Below are 17,537 nucleotides of genomic sequence, written 5' to 3' on the forward strand. Positions count from 1 at the left end.
CTCAACCAAAGGTACTGGTTGAGCTTCTGTTTATTCCCCAAATAATAGATCCAGAATCCGTTCATCCGCCTTTCGGTTCTTCCCTTTATAAGGATAACAATGAATATGAATCGCTGGATTAAAGTTAATCTCAATAACGCTATAGTTGGTATCATTGGCTTCTTCCTTGATGTCATCAATCATCATATCCACTCCACAAAAAGTGGCGCCCGCAGCTTTAGCCGCTTGAATCGCCAGAGTCTTATAACTATCTGGGATCTCATCCGTAAAATCCAGGCTGTCACCACCCGTGCTAATATTAGAGTTCTCCCGAAGATAGATGACTTCGTTTAATGGAGGAATATCACTCCAAGCCTGAGCGTGGTTGTTCAAGAACATCGCTTCTGCTTCACCGATCTGAATTTTCTCAAGTGGAGTCTTGTACCCGCGGCCTCTTAACGGATCCTTATTCTTCTCGTGCACCAGTTGTTCAATCGTATGTACACCATCTCCAATCACATTTGCAGGAACCCGGTGCAATACTCCGACTACTTCATCACCCATGACAAGAAAACGATATTCTTTTCCCGTCATGAACTCCTCTAGTAGCACAGTTCGATCAAATTCGAAGGCGATTTCGAAAGCTTTTTGATAATCTTCTTTAGAGAAGTCGTCTGTAAAAATAGTAATGCCGAGTCCAAAATTGGTTGATTTGGGCTTAATCACAATAGCCTTGTTACGGTAAGTGCTATGCGCATTCATTGCCTCTTCCAGATTTCGAAAAGCTTCTCCTGCGGGAACCCGAATGCCTTGCTGTTTAAGAACTTCTTTCGTAACGATCTTATTCTCCATGATTAATACCGTACTATAAGAATCAAGGGAGGTCTTCGTAGCTTGCTTAATATATTCTTTATGATCACCTTGCGTAAGCACTACAAAGTTCTCTTCCCGATCGATCAATTGAAACTTAATGCCACGTTTAACCGCTGCCTTCAAAAGAAGCTGTGTAGATAGCTCCAGATCCTCATATCCCACAAAACGGTATCCATTCGCAAGACTTTCCTTAGCATATTGTTTAGCTTTATTCAGATGGTATTGTACAAAAGAGGATTGTTGAACTTCCGACTTCACAATAGCTGCAAAACTCCGGTCTGGCTCTACAATTTTATTCTTAGCTCCATGCAATACGTTCAAAAACACTTCATTCTCCGGGTTCAACAGTTGGATCATATCCTGCATCTCATGAATACAAGTTAATGCCTGCTGCTCCATCGTTGTACATGAATCCCCGTAATCATGCAAACATCCCTTTATCCCCTCCATGATCAATTGATCATGATTAAGATTCGCCATCTTCTGATCCTCTACTCCGAACGGTTCGTCCTCCTTCAGCAGCATATACAAGATAAATAGATGAATGAAAATCATCGTTTCTTTGCCGATTCCTATTTTGTAGAGTGGATTCAGATCAATAAACCGAAGCTCCAAATAAGCTATCCCATCTTGCATCAGTTCCTCTAAAGGATGTTTGCCTCTTGCTGTCTTCACTCTAACCGGACTATAAAACTCTTTTACACTTAATAATTCTTCCGATTCGATCAAAGCTTGTAAATCATGAACATAATCCTTTAACGAAGCAAAAGATACATAAAGAGGTTTTTCATTTCGATACCCACATTCGCTATTTCGCAGTGAATTCATATTCTGATAATAAAAGCTTTTGTCGTCATCTGATTCCCCGCGAGCTACACATTGTTCCATATAAGTCTTATCAAAAACAGGGCTGGCGCCTGTTAAATAGATAAGAAGCCAACGGTACCGCAATAGGTTGCGGGCTATTTTTAAGTAGGTAGCGTCTTTAAATTCTTTAAAGCTCACTTGCGGATCTGCTATGTCATGAAGCTGTCTCAGAAATTGTTCATCAAAAGAGAAATTGTAATGGATTCCGCTCAGCAATTGTCTTTTGCGACCGTATTTATCTGCTAGCTGATGTCTGTATTCATCCTCAATCGGATTACCCATCTTGGCAATGGGGATGTCCTGATCATTCGGTAACCTCGGAGGATTACTACTTGGCCACAGATATTCTTCCTTGAGCTCAAGCGACACAATATCCTGCAACGCCTCCAGAAAGTTATAAGTTTCATCAATAGAATCAAAAGAAGGGGTGACCATTTCAATTTGACTCTCTGAGAAGTCGGTTTGAATATACGGGTTCTCCATTTTGTTGCCAAAAGCTTTAGGATGTGGTGTCAGCGCAAGTCTTCCCTCTGGATCCACTCTGACATTTTCTTTTTCCAGTCCAAATTCGCCGTGAAAAAGCTCCTTGTTCAAATGGTTATCCCTCAGAAGCTGTATGAGTTTACGATTTAATAAAGCCATTTCAACGATCATCCTTTGCTTAGTAGTTTACCTGCTGTTTGTTCATTTTGAATAAAGATCTTCTAAACCAGAACACAAGAATAACTCCTTTAAACACACTGCTTAGAGCAATCGACATCCACACCCCACTCAAGCCAAAAGGTCCGGATAAGATCAAGGCTAGTGGAATTCGCAGTGCTGTAAATGTAATACTAAAGATCGGCGGGATATGGGTTTGGCCAATACCGTTAAAAGCACCTACTGTCATCAATTCCATACACATGAATAATTGTGAGTAACCAATGATGCGCATATAATTAGTTCCTAATTCCAGGCTTGTCTGATCTGATAAAAATAAGGAAAATAGCTGCTGCGGGAACGCAATAAATATAAGCGATATGATCACGCCAAAGATGGAGGTTAAGATCAAAGCCTTACGATAGCCCTGCCCAATACGGTCCAATCGGCGTGCTCCATAATTTTGACCAAAAAAGGCAGCAATAGCTCCCTGTAGTCCTCCAATAGTCATATAAGAAATAGATTCAATTTGAATCCCTACTTTTTGCACCGCAATCGCATCCGCCCCAAAACGTACAATGATCTTAGCAATGACGATCGATATGAGCGTAAAGGTGACCCGTTGGATTGTGATCGGAAGTCCCATACGGATTACTTCTTTCATTTGACGACTGTCCCATGCTGATGTGTTCGAAATGATTTCTGACTTTCTTGTCTTTATGATAAAAAGAGCCGTAACTAAGATGTTCGCTGTCAATGTTGCCGTAGCTGCCCCCGCTACTCCCCAACCTTCAAAACTGCCCCAGCCAAAAATTAAAAATGGATCAAGAACAATATTAACCATAAGACCAATGGAGAAGATCTGAAACGGTTGTTTACTATTTCCCATCGAGTTTAAGAGTGTGGCAAACAAAGTATTTACGATGGAAAATACCGTCCCGAAGATCGAAATCATTAAAAATTGCCGTGCCATCCGTTCAACTTCATCACTTCCAAGATCAAAAAAACCAATCAACCGATTGTTGGTCAACAGAACTAAACTCATATAGAGAAGTCCTAATAAAATAGACATCATAAACCCGTTTTTCATATAAGATTTAGCCTTCTCTATCTGGCCAGATCCCATACAAAACGCAACCTTAATCCCTGTACCGATCGTAATCATAGTCGACAATGCAATCGCTAGATTAATGAAAAAACTCGCCGTGCCAATCGCGGCAACAGGACCACTTCCTAATCTTCCAACCCAAATCATATCGACGAGGCCATAGGTTGTGGAAATGAAATTCGTCGCAATAATGGGAAGCGTTAATTTCATTAAGGTAGGCATAATAGGACCCTGAGTCAAATCATTCATGCCCTGCAATTCCTTCAAATCTAATAACACCTTCTTCATCTGAGTTTCAAATTTATTATATAACCAAACACTTATATAATCAATTGATTATATTTGAGCAATCTGTTGGACCAGCGCTTCAAGCATCCGTATCCGATTACGGAGTTCCAATTCTTCTTGTCTCAATCCGTCCAGCTGAAGATTCAGAGATTCGCCTACTTCCTTAATCAACTCTGCATGGCCACACCCATAACTCCTTTTCAATTTAAAAATAGACTGGATATCCCTTAGTATAACTCCATAACTTTTCAACTCTTGAATGGCAAAATAATCTGCCAGATGCTGCTCTGTATATATCCGTTTACCATCTGGTCCCTTGGACATAATCAAGTCCAGATCCTCATAATGTCTGATGGTGTCTTTCGTAGTTCCTGTTAGGGCTATAAATTCACCGATTCGCAAAAGTACAACCTCCTCCATACAAATATAAATTGACACGGGGTTAACCCCGCAACGTTTAATTTTATTAATGGGGGTGCATCAAATGATAGGTTCAAGCCTTATAATCTTGTATGGAATGGTTAGTGTGCTTGGGGCAGTGGGGATTCTAATTAAGGGCTCCGCTAAATCTGCTGTGGGTTATATTTATTTGTTTTTGCTTTCTCATATTACGTTAGTCGTCATCACCCTTTATGCCTTATGTAAACCGCTTAACTTCATTTGGTTTATTATCGGTTTTCTCACCTGTCTTATCTCCCGCTGGCTCAACGGTAAGTTTGTCTTCGGTAGGAATAACTGGCTTCATTACTTTATTGTTGCGCTGATCTTTGCTGTGGGCTACTTCTTAACCTAGTCTCTTCATTATGAGCCTGAAGACAGAAAGTGGAACTCCTAAAAAGTATATAAATTGTGTAGACATCAAAAGACAGTTCCTAGTGCACAAAATGTGCCTACCGGAACTGTCTTTTTTTCGTAATTAAAATTTCTTTTGTTTTTCAGTCGAATGGCTATTGAAAACGAATTTTAGTTCGTTTACAATAAAACTAATAATAAGTTCTATAATTATAGAACAAATAATTGTTTCAGTAACTTACTCAAAGAATGGAGAAGCTCATGGAATATAAAGTAGAAGTCGATTTTGCCCCCATGTATGAATGTGTGAACAGTATGACTGCTTTTCTAAGCAAGCAGAACCATACTGCTATGGATTCCGGTAAGCTCTGGGTACGTGAAGTCCAAGCAAGATTTGCCCCGATGTTGCTTCGTAAAATGCAAGAGGTCGTTAAAAAACTTGATGATTTCAGTTTGGCTCCCTACATTTGGTCTTCACCGGGCGAGCGTTCTGTAGACGGCTTTTTGAATTGGTTCGATGGTTTATCTTCGGGTGAACTGTATGAAATATCTGGACGTTTCGGCCAATCGGTTCCCTCTAATCTTTCTGAGCTAAGGGACACTGCCTCTGACATCCTGCGCGAATGGAACGCGGGTTACTTCAATGGAATCGACCCTAATATCCTCAAGGGGCTTGAACAGGAAGCCGAGTCAAGACGAACGACACTGAATGGGAACAATGATATGGAAGTCTTTGAAGCAGCAACCGACGGAATGCGCCTCTATCCAACCGAACGTCTGAAGCAGGTCATTATCATTCCGCAATATCATGCCCGCCCACTGGTCACCACCTCTATGTTTGATGAATTCGTGTTCACTAGCTACTCTTGTGATGTTCTCCCTCCGGAAGCTGGCCGGCCTGCTCCAGCACTGCTTCGACTTACCCGGGCACTCTCGGATGAGACGCGGCTGTATATCCTTCGTCTGCTTACAGGCAAGCAGTTGAATTTCACGGAAATCGTGCGGGAAGTCGGACTTTCTAAAAGTACAATCCACTACCATCTGATCGCGTTGCGCGCAGCAGGGCTGGTCATTGTCCATACCAACGTTAAAAGCACATCGTACAGCCTGCGATTGGAAGCCTTAAATGGGCTACCGCAGCAGATTGGGTCGTATTTGGAGAATTAAGCATAAACACCTTAAGCGTCCTTATAAGGACGGTAAGCGTATATGCGAGAAATATAAAAAAGGAGAGAACAGGCTATGATAAAACGCAGCTATTATGGTTTACTCTCAACCATAACTTTAAGTGCTTTTGGGGATGCTTTTGGCTTGTTGGCTATGGAATGGCTCGTCTATGAGCTGACGGGTTCCAAACTAGCGATGGGAGCACTCGCGCTCAGCTCCGGCATACCTGAGCTGCTGCTGCGCTTGCTGGGCTCGCCGCTGTCCGACCGACTCCACCGGGTACGCTTTATGGCCTGCTTGGCAGCCATTCGCCTGCTGGCTATAGCACTGCCGCTAGGCATGGGTCTGGCTGGCCAACTGCAGCTGTGGCATCTGTTTGTCGCCGCTGGTCTCAGCGGGGCCTGTGCCGCTCTGTTCATGCCAACAGCCATGGCTGTTATTCCCGGCGTTGCCGATAGCCGGAAGCTGGTGCGGGCTTTTGCTATCATCGATGGCAGCAAAAGTGCAGCAGTCTTGCTGGGCCCCGCCCTGGCTGGGGCGTTGACCGCTGCCAGTGGAGCGCTGCCAGCCCTTAGCATCAACATGTTATGTTACGTTGCGGCCATCACTACCTTGCTGTGCTTGCAAAGGCTACCCAAGCCCTCTCCAGCTCCAGGCCGTTTCTCCATTACCGTCTACGTTCGCGAAATAGCTGAGGGTTTTACCTTCTATAAACAATTCCCCGCCATGCTTACGATAATGATGATGGCCTCTATTAGTAATCTAAGCTCCATTGCCGTCTGGACCATGATGGTTCCTTTTGTACGCGAAGTGCTCCATCGTGATGCGGCGACGATGGGCACACTTAGTACAGTTTTCGCACTTGGAACCTTAGTCGGACTAAGCATCATTTCCATGATAGGGGAAATTAAAAAGAGGCGGCTTGTCATGCTCGGCAGTCTGGGGACCATCGGTTTAGTAACAACATTATGGGGGTTATTTCCTAGTTTTTCTTTTGCTCTCGCCGCCGTATTCGCCACCGGAACGATAGCTCCCTTCTTCGGTTCCTTAAGCTCTTCACTCCATGGACGGCTGGTTCCGGGTAATCTGCAAGGAAGAGTCAACTCCATCCGTTTTTTAATCGGTGGCGGCTTGCAGCCTTTTGGTGCTTTTGCCGGCGCCGCGATTGCTGAACTCTATGGCGTGCCTGCGCTTTTTGTCATCGCCGGATTGCTTCCACTGCTCTGTGCCAGCGCTGCCTTGCTGCTCCCCGGACTCAAAACACTGGACGGCGACCTCTCCACACTTGAAGCCACTCATAAGCAGCCCGATGCTGGGGTTCCCCCGCACAAAGTTGTTGCTGAACGTTAAGTGAATCAAAAAAACAGGCGATACCGGTATACCGGAACATCGCCTGTTTTTATAAGTTTTCACCTAGGAGCATCGCTACTAGGTATATTCTCTTTTCAGTGGTTTGTCACAGTGGCTTGATTCGTAGCCACTAGTTCCCCTCCCCCTTCCGGTAAAAACCGAAGCGGGAGGCGTTGAGCCTTTAGTTTGTGTTTGTGTTTGTGTTTGTGTGTTGGTGTTTTGGAATTCGCGCTGATAGCAGCGGAGAGAACGGACTGATTGTGGAAAAGCGGAGCGTTCGCCCGAAAGCTTTCCGAAGGAAAGCTCACTTCGTAAGCATATGCTGTGTCCGGATTTTACCGTTGAGGTTAAAAATTCAAAAAAATCTGGACACAACAGCGATTGGAACAATAGTCCGTTCTCGGAGCGTCCGCCAGCGTAAAAAGCCCACAGCGCACAACGTCCAAAAGCTAACACCAAGAACCTAAGGCTCAATCAACCCATATTTCGTTTTTATCCGATCCAACTTCTCAATCATAGGATTAGCAATAAAAAACAAAAATACCACCGTCGAGATCGCATGCACCATATCAAACCAAAAACCTGAAATATAAGTGGTCATTAAAGCCGGCCAGGAGAACTCTGAAGTGAACATCATCAACGAGCCTATATTGATAATGCCTCCGTATACGAAAAACGTCGCTAAGCCTCCGAATATACATAGCGAAAGCTTATTCTTTTTAAGCAGACCCTTCTTGAAGAAAATGCCCGCCAGGAAGCCAATGATGCCAAAACAAAACATTTGCCAAGGCGTCCAAGGTCCCTGCCCAAAGAAGAAATTCGAGACAAAGCCTGCAACAGCGCCAACCAAAAATCCTGCCTCCGCTCCCAAGCTTACCCCTGCGATGATGACAATAGCAACCACTGGCTTAAACTGCGGCAACATAAAAAAGGCTGCGCGTCCCGCCACGGCAATGGCTGCTAACACCGCTATAACGATCAGCTCCCTCGCCTGCGGCTTCCGGTTCTCGAACACCATCGCAAAAGGAACCATCGTATAGATAACAATTAATAGACTGATAAAATAATACTTCCGATCATTTAGCACAAAGATGCCTAATAAAATCGTAGCTGGAATGACTATGAGGATTAGTAGTGCCGCTAATAAAGTTCGACGACTCAAACGACGATCCGTTATCTGCTTCTTTGACATAAATCAATCACACCCTCTATCGTTACTCCCTCATTCCATACATGACGCGCCATACGGTTGGCGGCCGTTGTATAGAAGCTGTTTCCCGCAAAAAACTTCTGTGCTTCATTCGTAGTGATGATACTTCCATCAAAAAACATGGCGCAGACCTCAGCATACTTGGCACAAAATTCAACATCATGCGAGACCATTACAATAGTAACGCCTTCGGCATTGAGCTTTTGCAGGAATACGGCTAGCTTCTCTTTGAAGGGCCCATCCAGTCCTTTGGTCGGTTCATCCAACAGCAGAATCTTTGGTTCTAACAAAAGGACCTTCGCCAACGCTGCACGCTGTTGTTCTCCCCCGCTGAGATCATACGGATGCATGGAGAGGAGATGTTCCAGTTCTGCGAACTTAACCACAGCTTCAACTCTGGCGTTTTTTTCTTCCTTCGTCAAAGAGAGCTGGGATAACATTTCATATAAATCTAGCTCGACTGTTTTTTTCACAAATAAGGTTTGCGGATTTTGCGGGAGGATGCCCAGATTGTTAGTAAACAACGCTTTGGCATTCATCTTCGCAGGGTTGCTCCCGCCGATAAGAACTTTCCCTCTATAAGGCTGAAGGATCCCGCTCATCAGCGACAGCGTCGATGTCTTCCCTGTTCCATTCCCGCCAACAATACAATAAAATTGCCCTTGCTTCACTTCAAACGACAAATCTTTAATGACATCCGGCCCATTTTTATCATATTTAAACCATACGTCCTTAAACTTTATGACTACAGGGCCGGCCTCTTTCGTGATAGGCTGAGTTTCTGCCATCGTTGCAGGAGTCTTACCCTTTAGAAAAGCATCCAACCATTGGCGTCCTTCCTTTACAGTAACAGGCCACACTAAGTCATGATCTACTCCTGCAACAATCTGCATCGGTGAGGGCATGGACAGAAACATCGGATGGTTCAGCTTACATAAAACCTCGCCCACCTTTTGCGGGCGATCATCAGCTATCACAGCTCCCTCATTCAGCACAATCAACCGATCTGTAAGCGGAAGAACATCCTCTAGACGATGCTCGGTCATGATCACGGTTGTTCCCAGCTCACGATTTATTTTTTTGACCGTCTCCAGAAAATCGGAAGCCGCAATAGGATCTAGCTGGGAGGTAGGCTCATCGAGGATTAGAACCGAGGGATGCATAGCCATTATGGATGCTAAGTTAAGCAGCTGCTTCTGGCCGCCTGATAGCTCGGTCACACTTTTATGAAACCAGGTCTGGATCCCAAAAAAACTAGCCATTTCCGCCACACGCAGGCGAATCGTAGAATTATCGTACCCTAAGCTCTCAAGCCCAAAGGCAAGCTCATGCCATACTTTATCTGTCACAATTTGATTGTCCGGACTTTGGAGTACATAACCAATTTCCGCTGCCTGTGTGCGTTGATCGATCTCCTCTACAGGTTGACCCTTATAATAAATTGCCCCTTGGCGATTGCCATGTGGGGTTAGGATTGTTTTCAGTTGTCTAAGCAGAGTGCTTTTGCCACAGCCTGACTTTCCACAAATGGTAATGAAGTCTCCACTTTCAATCGTAAGATTAATATTCGAAAGAGCCGCTTGCTCTTGTTCAGGAAAAGTAAAGCTTAGTTCTTCGATTCGATAGATTTCCATTTCATTTCCTCCACCATATTGATGAGCACTGGGATCATACATAACGCAAAATAAGCGATATATATAAGAATACTAAAAGGTGTAATTGTGCTCGCTTTAATCGACGGATAGAATCTCATGGTGTTCTCACCCAACACTGCCCCTACGGCTACCAGCGCAATTAAGCCTGTCATGATCAAGAGAACTACTTTGTCTCGGGCATCTAACCGAAAGATAGAAAAGCTTGTACGGCCCGGCAATCCATACCCTCTCGATCTCATGGAATCCGCTGTCTCAATCGCATTTTCCAAAGCCCAGGTGGTCATAATGGAGAGAATCGTAATCCCATTCCGCGCACGCGCGAGGAGATTTCCCTGTGAGACATCCCGGCCTATACATTTTTGAGCATTAGAAATCACCTTGATTTGCGCTAAATATCTAGGAACAAAACGAAGCACCATCGAAAAAATCAACGACAGTGCCGGCAGTATTTTTCCGAATATATAAATAAACTTATCCGAGGTCATCACGACGTTATAACAGGAGAACCAAATAATTACCGTCACAAACATACACGCCGCTGCCACGCCATAAAGAATCGATTCCTTCGTAATGGGGTTCCCGTTGTTTAAATAGAACAAGATCGTTACCCCTTGATGATTAAAAACAGGATTCATCACTGCCATAAATAGCAGAAAAGGAATCATGTAAAGCAGATTAAATCGGATGCCCTTTTTTCCTTTTAACATAATTGAGTAGGCTACAGCACTAATAAGGGCAATCACCTGAAATATAGGATGCATAAACACCATGCTAAACAGCAATACAACAACAAAATATAGAAAATTCACAAACGGATGAAAGGTAGAAAAGCTATCCTTCATTATTTCTGAGCTCCTCCTGTGGCTACATATCCACCCACATCTCGACCTAGATCACAAGTGTATACCCAATCAATGACATCGCCATCTTTGAGAACATAACGGCTACTGCCGTAGTTAGGGAACCAGCCATTTACTTTGTACATCCATCCACTGAGCTCTCCAGCATCGAATTCATACAGATTATTTATGCCTTCAATATAATTACTGTTATAGATCGGCGTCATGCTAAATTCCATATGGATTTTATTCTTCTTCATTTCTCTTAGTAGAACATCAAACACAGACTCACCTTCATAAAAGGTTACCTTCTGCGCTTTATAAATGATACCATCTGCCGGCAATACTTCAAGCTTATCCTCATTAAAAATATCCATGTTATCTAAAATTGTTGCCGCTGACACGGACAAGGTAGCCGTTAATTGCTTCTTCTTATCTACTGTTGCATCTTGCCATTCCACTGGTTTAGGTTTCCCGCTCGGCACTGGATCGGTAAGAAATTTATCCTTTTTCGGTTCCTGCTTGGTTTCTGTTGTCGCTACTTTTGAATCAGGTTTTGTTACGGGTTTTGCCGTCGCTTTCGTTTCCGGCACGGACGTTTTAGCCGCTTTCGGCGTTGCGGTCGGTTGCTTCGTTGCAGCAGGTTTTGTTGTTGCGGCCGGCGTAACAACTTCTGTTGGTGCTGCAGTTCCTGTTGGTGTTACAGCATCCGTTGGTGTTGCCGATTCATTTGGTTTTAGGGCTTCAATGGGCTTAGCTGTTTCACTTGGCGTAGCTGACGGTGTTATCTCCGTTGTCTCGGTAGCGATTGCCTCAGTGGGTTCAACCTCAACATTTGTTGCGGAAGCAGTGTTCTCAGGCTCTATAACCTGTGTCTCAACGCTACTATTAGCGACCTTGTTTGGGCTCTTCTGGTAATCCCCGCCCCAAAAGAAGGCGATAGCCAATACACCTATGATTAGTATCGCGGTTAACCATTTCTTCTTGTTCATTTCTCTAGTCCCACCTTAAATAATAAGCAAGGGTATACACGCTACCCTTGCTTATCTCTCTAAATAAAATTCTATTTGACGTCTGTCATATCATAAAGACGTGTCTGGCCATTAACGAGCCGATCATAGGAAACCAGTGCATACATCGCCTGATCCGTAGCCATAAGATCTACTTCTCCTGGTTGCGCGCCTCCATTGCCTACTCCACCCTGCTTCACGTGATAAAAGCCACCTTCAGGTGCAGCAAAACTAAGCAATGCGTCTACTGCGGAATGTCCATTTTTAATAAATCTGGAATCCTTATGCGGGTCAATACCAAGGCCAGTTAAAGCTACAATCACCTGAGCGATGCTTTCGGAATTTGTAGATTCCCAGCTTGCAAAACCACCGTCTGCAGTCTGTGTTTTGGATAACCAAGCAATCCCCCGGTCCACAGCAGCTGTTACTTTGGCGTTGGTTTTGTAATAAGGCGTTAAGCCTTGAATGACCATCCCTGTGATATCTGGATCAGCCGCTGTAGCATTACTGCCTAGTGCCCATCCACCGCCGCTGATCTCTCTGCCCAAAATATAATCAATGAGCATCTCTCTAGTCGTCTGCGTCTTTACATCCTTAACCACTGGAATGTCGTAATGATTACTGTCCAGTGCAATGAGAGCAAACACAGGTCCATTAATACCTTGCTTAATTACAGTATCAAAATCCGCGAGCGGTTCCAGTAGGTTATAACCCGCCACTTTATCAATATTTTTGTTGATTGAAGTTAATGCCAAAATAACTCTATCATATTCCGTATATTTTACGCTATGCAGCTTCCCTGATTTTTCTTTAAGAGTCGCTTCTACATTTGCATAGTACTTAGTGTAATAACTATCTGGAACCTTCACACCTGAACGTGCCAGCCCGAAGACTGTCCAGTCCCCGCCAACCGAGGAGATGACCGGGTTTGTTACTGTTTTTTGCAAAAAGGCAGCTGTGTTCTGAATATAAGAACTAACTGCTGAATTCTGAATAGTTGGACTAACCACTTTGTTCCCACTCTTATAATCATGGGTTCTAGTAGCTACAACAGCCGCCATTTCTCTGGTTACTAGCTCTTTAGGCTTAAATTGATTATCATCACCTAACATCAAACCAGTCGCAACAACGGTCTCTACATCTGCTTTGGCCCATGCCGATACTGTGTTGATATCTTTAATCGCTGTTCCAGGCTTCGTCGCCGGGATGGCCAATGCTCTGATGATAATTGCGGCCATCTGCTCACGAGTAATCTTGTCATTCGGCTTAAATTCATTATTAAAGCCTGTGATTAGACCTGCCTTATGCGCAGCATTCACATATGGATAGAACCAATCGCCTAGAGCGACATCCTTATAGGTAATGCCTTTATCACTCTTAATATCAAGTTCTAATGCAGAAACGAGAATCTTAGTGAACTCCGCTCTTGTGATATAAGCCTTCGGATTCACCTGACCATTGTTACCTTGGATATATCCTTTTACTGTAGCTGTTTCAATCGCTGAATAGGCCCAGGAAGAGATCTTATCAGCATCTGTATACAGTTGTTTAATATCATTCGTATTCTGGGTAGGATCCTTAGGAGTCACTGTTGGAGATGGACTCACATTTGGATCACCACTGCCTTCCGGATTAGCTCCCCCACCAGGAGCCGGAGTAGCACCAGGCTTAGGCGTTGGGGTTGGGCTCATCGTTGGTATCGGTGCATTTAGATCCACACCCAAATTCGTAGTATAACGCCACTGAATTCTGTCCCCGGCACTTAGGTCATATGAAGATGCACCATAATTAGGATATTTCCCATTCACATTATACATCCATCCACTGCCGCTGCCATGGTCAAATTCCCCATCACCAGCTATGGATTCAACATATACACTTCCAAAGTCACTGTTCCAGGAATCTCTATAGTCGATACCGCGGCTATCCAGCACTCTTTTTAGTACAGACCACACTGTGTCACCAGATTGTAACTCTACCTGTACAGATGGAACAACATATCCCTTATTAATCGTAAGCTTATCCACGGACAGGATTACATATGGTTTCGATGGAGTGGTTCCGCCACCATTGTTGCTGCCATTTCCTTCACCATTTCCACTACCATTACCTTCGCCATTACCGTTACCACCGTCGCCGCCAGGTGTTTGTACTGCACTGGAAGCATAAGCAATGTAGTCAGTGAAGTGATTGGTTTTTACAATTAAATCATTTCCACTATCATAGGCATACTCAGACTTACCGCTTGCAAAACCTAAGTCATCACTTGCAAATTTTTGAATGGCATGAGGAGTGCCATTTTGAATATAAGCTGCATCTTTTCCTTTAAGGTCCTTAAAGGTTAACGTAATAAATTGACTGAATTCTACTCTTGCACTACCACCCATGGAAAATGCTTGAAGAATATTATCAAGCTTCTTGTCCCCGGGAATAATCTGATTCACACTATCTTTTAGTGCAGATTCTCCACCGGTTAAAGCTGAAATCAGTTCAATTGCAGAGGCATCCCCACTTGTAACTTTTGCACCCTTAGGAATGACTACAGATACGTTACCTTTTATGGCCTCTATCTGAGGAAGGTCGCTGTTACTTGGTAAATTGACACTAACCTTCGATTGATTTCCCTCCGGAATAGCTACTGTGATTTCTTTGTTGCTATCTCCAGTGCTGATCGGAACGATATAATCATTAGCGTCATTTGGGATTTCAACTTTCGGGTTCTCCCCAGAAGGTAACGGAAATTCTTTCGGACCCTCTGGTTGCCCAGGCCCCGGTTCTTCTGGTTGTTCCACTTTCACATCATTCATATCAAAGAGACGGCTGCTATGATTGAGCAGACGATCATAGGACACAAGAGCATACGTACCTTGGTCCGTTGCCATATTGTCTACTTTGCCTGTGAGGATATGCTTAAATCCACCCTCAGGTGCAGCAAAGCTAAGCAGTGCATCAATAAGCGAATTTCCACTTTTAACAAATCTAGCGTCCGTGTGCGGATCTACGCCCACACCAGTTAAGGCTACAATTACCTGCGAGATACTCTCGCTGCTAGTGCTTCCCCAGCTTGTAAATCCGCCTTGATTGTTTTGGTTATCGGACAGCCATTGGATGGCCCGATCCACGGCAGCTTTTACATCATCACGGGTTGCATAATAAGGTGCAAGAGCTTGCATCGCCATCGCAGTCATATCGACATCGGCTTTGGTTACGCCTAATGCCCAGCCACCAGCTTCTTCTGTACCTTTTTTAACCTCTTTATCTAAAATATACTGAACTAGTTTTTCTCTTGTGGTCTGTTCTGTAATTCCTTCAACTACAGGGATCTCATAGTTATGGCTATCTAGCGCAATCAGAGCAAAAATCGGACCATTATTGCCTTGCTTTTGGATATATTGATAATCAGCGAGTGCTTTTCTCAGATCATATCCCGCAACATTTGTGATATCTTTTCCGATAGAGGTAAGCCCTAGAATCGCTCTGGAATTCTCTGTGCTTTTATTGGCGTCGAGTTTTCCATCCTCTTTAATGATCGATGCTATTTTCGTTGCTACATTGTTGTAATAAAGATCGTAATAACCGTTAGGTACTGTATAGTTCGCCCGTGCTAAAGATAGAATCGACCATTCTCCACTACCTGTACCAAACGACGGATTCTTTACAGTGTTTAGAATATAGGCAAGGCTTTTATTTAATTGTTGTTTGGCTACAACAGTAGTAGGTTGTTCTAATTGCACATCATTCATATCAAAGAGATGGCTGCTATGATTGAGCAGACGATCATAGGACACAAGAGCATACGTACCTTGGTCCGTTGCCATATTGTCCACTTTGCCTGTGAGGATATGCTTAAATCCACCCTCAGGTGCAGCAAAGCTAAGTAATGCATCAATAAGCGAATTTCCACTTTTAACAAATCTAGCGTCCGTGTGCGGATCTACGCCCACACCAGTTAAGGCCACAATTACCTGTGAGATACTTTCGCTGCTAGTGCTTCCCCAGCTTGTAAATCCGCCTTGATTGTTTTGGTTATCGGACAGCCATTGGATGGCCCGATCCACGGCGGCTTTTACATCATCTCGGGTTGCATAATAAGGTGCAAGAGCTTGCATCGCCATCGCAGTCATATCGACATCGGCTTTGGTTACGCCTAATGCCCAGCCACCAGCTTCTGCTGTACCTTTTTTAACCTCTTTATCTAAAATGTACTGAACTAGTTTTTCTCTTGTGGTCTGTTCTGTAACTCCATCAACTACTGGGATCTCATAGTTATGGCTATCTAGCGCAATCAGAGCAAAAATCGGACCATTATTGCCTTGCTTTTGGATATATTGATAATCAGCGAGTGCTTTTCTCAGATCATATCCCGCAACATTTGTGATATCTTTTCCGATAGAGGTAAGCCCAAGAATCGCTCTGGAATTCTCTGTGCTTTTATTGGCGTCGAGTTTTCCATCCTCTTTAATGATCGATGCTATTTTCGTTGCTACATTGTTGTAATAAAGATCGTAATAACCGTTAGGTACTGTATAGTTCGCCCGTGCCAGAGAAAGGATCGACCATTCTCCACTACCTGTTCCAAACGACGGATTCTTTACAGTGTTTAGAATATAGGCAAGGCTTTTATCTAACTGTTGTTTGACGGCAACTGTAGTTTCCAGTTTGTAAGTAACTTGATAAGTTACATTTGTTTTGTTTCCAGCTCCGTCAAGAGCCGTTACAGTAATTGCATTACTGCCTGAATTCAGAGAAGCTTTGTACTCCCCATTCGCAGGTGATAAAGTAACACCATTCAGCTTCACTTCTGGAATGATGTCACTATATACATTGTCTGTGACAGCTACTTTGAAGCTTATTTCTTTATTAGATACTTCCTGTTTATCTTGTATGCCACTTACAGTAATAACAGGGGGTTCTATGTCTAATGCATGGTTAAGCCCTACAAGTGCATGATCTACACTTATTTGAGAGCTTGCCATATTTTCGAGCACGGAATAGGCTTGATAAACTGCCGATTGTACTACTGGTCTGTCCAAAATAGTTTCTTTATTAGGGTCACTGTTAATCTCGGCGATTTCCGCAGTTAAAGCATCCTTATTGGCAAGTTGAACGGGGATTTCTCCCCAGCCACCAAGATCAGAACCATAGCCATAAGTGGTGAACTGAGTTCGAATGATATCACCGTCTTGAGGCTTATAATCGGTCATCCCAAACGGAGGAAACACATTATTTACTGCATACATCCAACCCGACATGGAAGTATAGTCAAACTGACTTAACCACTCTGGGTCTGCTTTAGTGCCGACTGTATTCCCATCAGCTGAAATCATATCTAAAATATATTGTGGAATATTGACTTCGCTTCTGCCACTATCTTTAACTTCTGATAAATAAAAACCACTATCTATATTTCCTAAATATCTATAATTCCCATCTCCTAGCGCACGTGTTATTAAAGATGCGCCATTATCGCCTTCATAAATCGGAACTTTAATAGGTTCCTTAATATACCCTTGGCCTACGGTGAATTTCTCTACGGCTACAGTTACGTACCCTTTAAGAGTAGAGCTTGCTCCATTTGCTTGAGCTGGGATAACACTTGTAGAGAATGTCGTGATAAATACAGCTACAATGAGTAACCACGCTAAAAACTTATTTTTCTTCATTTTTCCATAACCCTTCCCTTCATACCTATGATAAAAAACAGAATAAACTTTCTTATAACCACAAAAAAACCACTCAACATAAACGTCAAGAGGTTAA

11 protein-coding genes are annotated in these 17,537 nt (G+C 43.5%); 3 read left to right on the plus strand and 8 right to left on the minus strand.

Annotation, left to right across the window (positions count from 1 at the left end; translation table 11 throughout):
• Positions 1–30: 30 nt before the first annotated feature.
• The 3 genes from gshAB to MHH49_RS05975 form a co-directional block, all read right to left on the minus strand.
• Positions 31–2,361: a bifunctional glutamate--cysteine ligase GshA/glutathione synthetase GshB gene (gshAB, locus tag MHH49_RS05965; RefSeq protein ID WP_341137999.1), complete on the minus strand. Its 2,331-nt coding sequence runs from the start codon at positions 2,359–2,361 to the stop codon at positions 31–33.
• Between the two features lie 19 nt (positions 2,362–2,380).
• Entirely contained in the window at positions 2,381–3,733 is a 1,353-nt protein-coding gene (locus MHH49_RS05970; RefSeq protein ID WP_254924635.1) for an MATE family efflux transporter, read from the minus strand.
• Positions 3,734–3,802: 69 nt separating this feature from the next.
• Positions 3,803–4,156 carry a MerR family transcriptional regulator gene (locus MHH49_RS05975; RefSeq protein ID WP_341138000.1) on the minus strand — a complete coding sequence of 118 codons (354 nt, stop codon included), beginning with the start codon at positions 4,154–4,156 and terminating at the stop codon, positions 3,803–3,805.
• An 82-nt stretch (positions 4,157–4,238) separates the two neighbouring features.
• Here MHH49_RS05975 and MHH49_RS05980 point away from each other — a divergent pair, with 82 nt between their 5' ends.
• From MHH49_RS05980 to MHH49_RS05990, 3 genes are all read left to right on the plus strand, one after another.
• Positions 4,239–4,547: a hypothetical protein gene (locus MHH49_RS05980; protein ID WP_036684896.1), complete on the plus strand. Its 309-nt coding sequence runs from the start codon at positions 4,239–4,241 to the stop codon at positions 4,545–4,547.
• Positions 4,548–4,807: 260 nt separating this feature from the next.
• A complete protein-coding gene (locus MHH49_RS05985; RefSeq protein WP_076185088.1) occupies positions 4,808–5,713 on the plus strand; it encodes an ArsR/SmtB family transcription factor in 906 nt (301 codons plus the stop codon).
• 75 nt (positions 5,714–5,788) lie between these two features.
• Complete coding sequence (locus MHH49_RS05990) at positions 5,789–7,063, plus strand: MFS transporter (RefSeq protein WP_341138001.1); 1,275 nt, start codon at positions 5,789–5,791, stop codon at positions 7,061–7,063.
• 463 nt (positions 7,064–7,526) lie between these two features.
• Here MHH49_RS05990 and MHH49_RS05995 read toward each other — a convergent pair whose 3' ends face one another.
• The 5 genes from MHH49_RS05995 to MHH49_RS06015 form a co-directional block, all read right to left on the minus strand.
• Positions 7,527–8,255, minus strand: a complete 729-nt coding sequence (locus MHH49_RS05995) for an ECF transporter S component (protein ID WP_076105347.1) — start codon at positions 8,253–8,255, stop codon at positions 7,527–7,529.
• On the minus strand, positions 8,237–9,907 hold the full coding sequence (locus MHH49_RS06000) for an ABC transporter ATP-binding protein (RefSeq protein ID WP_341138002.1): 1,671 nt from the start codon (positions 9,905–9,907) through the stop codon (positions 8,237–8,239). Before MHH49_RS06000 ends, MHH49_RS05995 begins: the two co-directional genes overlap by 19 nt.
• Entirely contained in the window at positions 9,880–10,770 is an 891-nt protein-coding gene (locus tag MHH49_RS06005) for an energy-coupling factor transporter transmembrane component T (RefSeq protein ID WP_341138003.1), read from the minus strand. Before MHH49_RS06005 ends, MHH49_RS06000 begins: the two co-directional genes overlap by 28 nt.
• A complete protein-coding gene (locus MHH49_RS06010) occupies positions 10,770–11,759 on the minus strand; it encodes a DUF4430 domain-containing protein (protein WP_341138004.1) in 990 nt (329 codons plus the stop codon). The genes MHH49_RS06005 and MHH49_RS06010 overlap by 1 nt, the downstream gene beginning before the upstream one ends.
• A gap of 71 nt (positions 11,760–11,830) precedes the next feature.
• A complete protein-coding gene (locus tag MHH49_RS06015) occupies positions 11,831–17,440 on the minus strand; it encodes an S-layer homology domain-containing protein (protein WP_341138005.1) in 5,610 nt (1,869 codons plus the stop codon).
• Positions 17,441–17,537 lie beyond the last annotated feature (97 nt).

The organism is Paenibacillus sp. FSL F4-0122, assembly GCF_038002845.1.
GTDB classification, from domain to species: domain Bacteria; phylum Bacillota; class Bacilli; order Paenibacillales; family Paenibacillaceae; genus Paenibacillus_AQ; species Paenibacillus_AQ odorifer.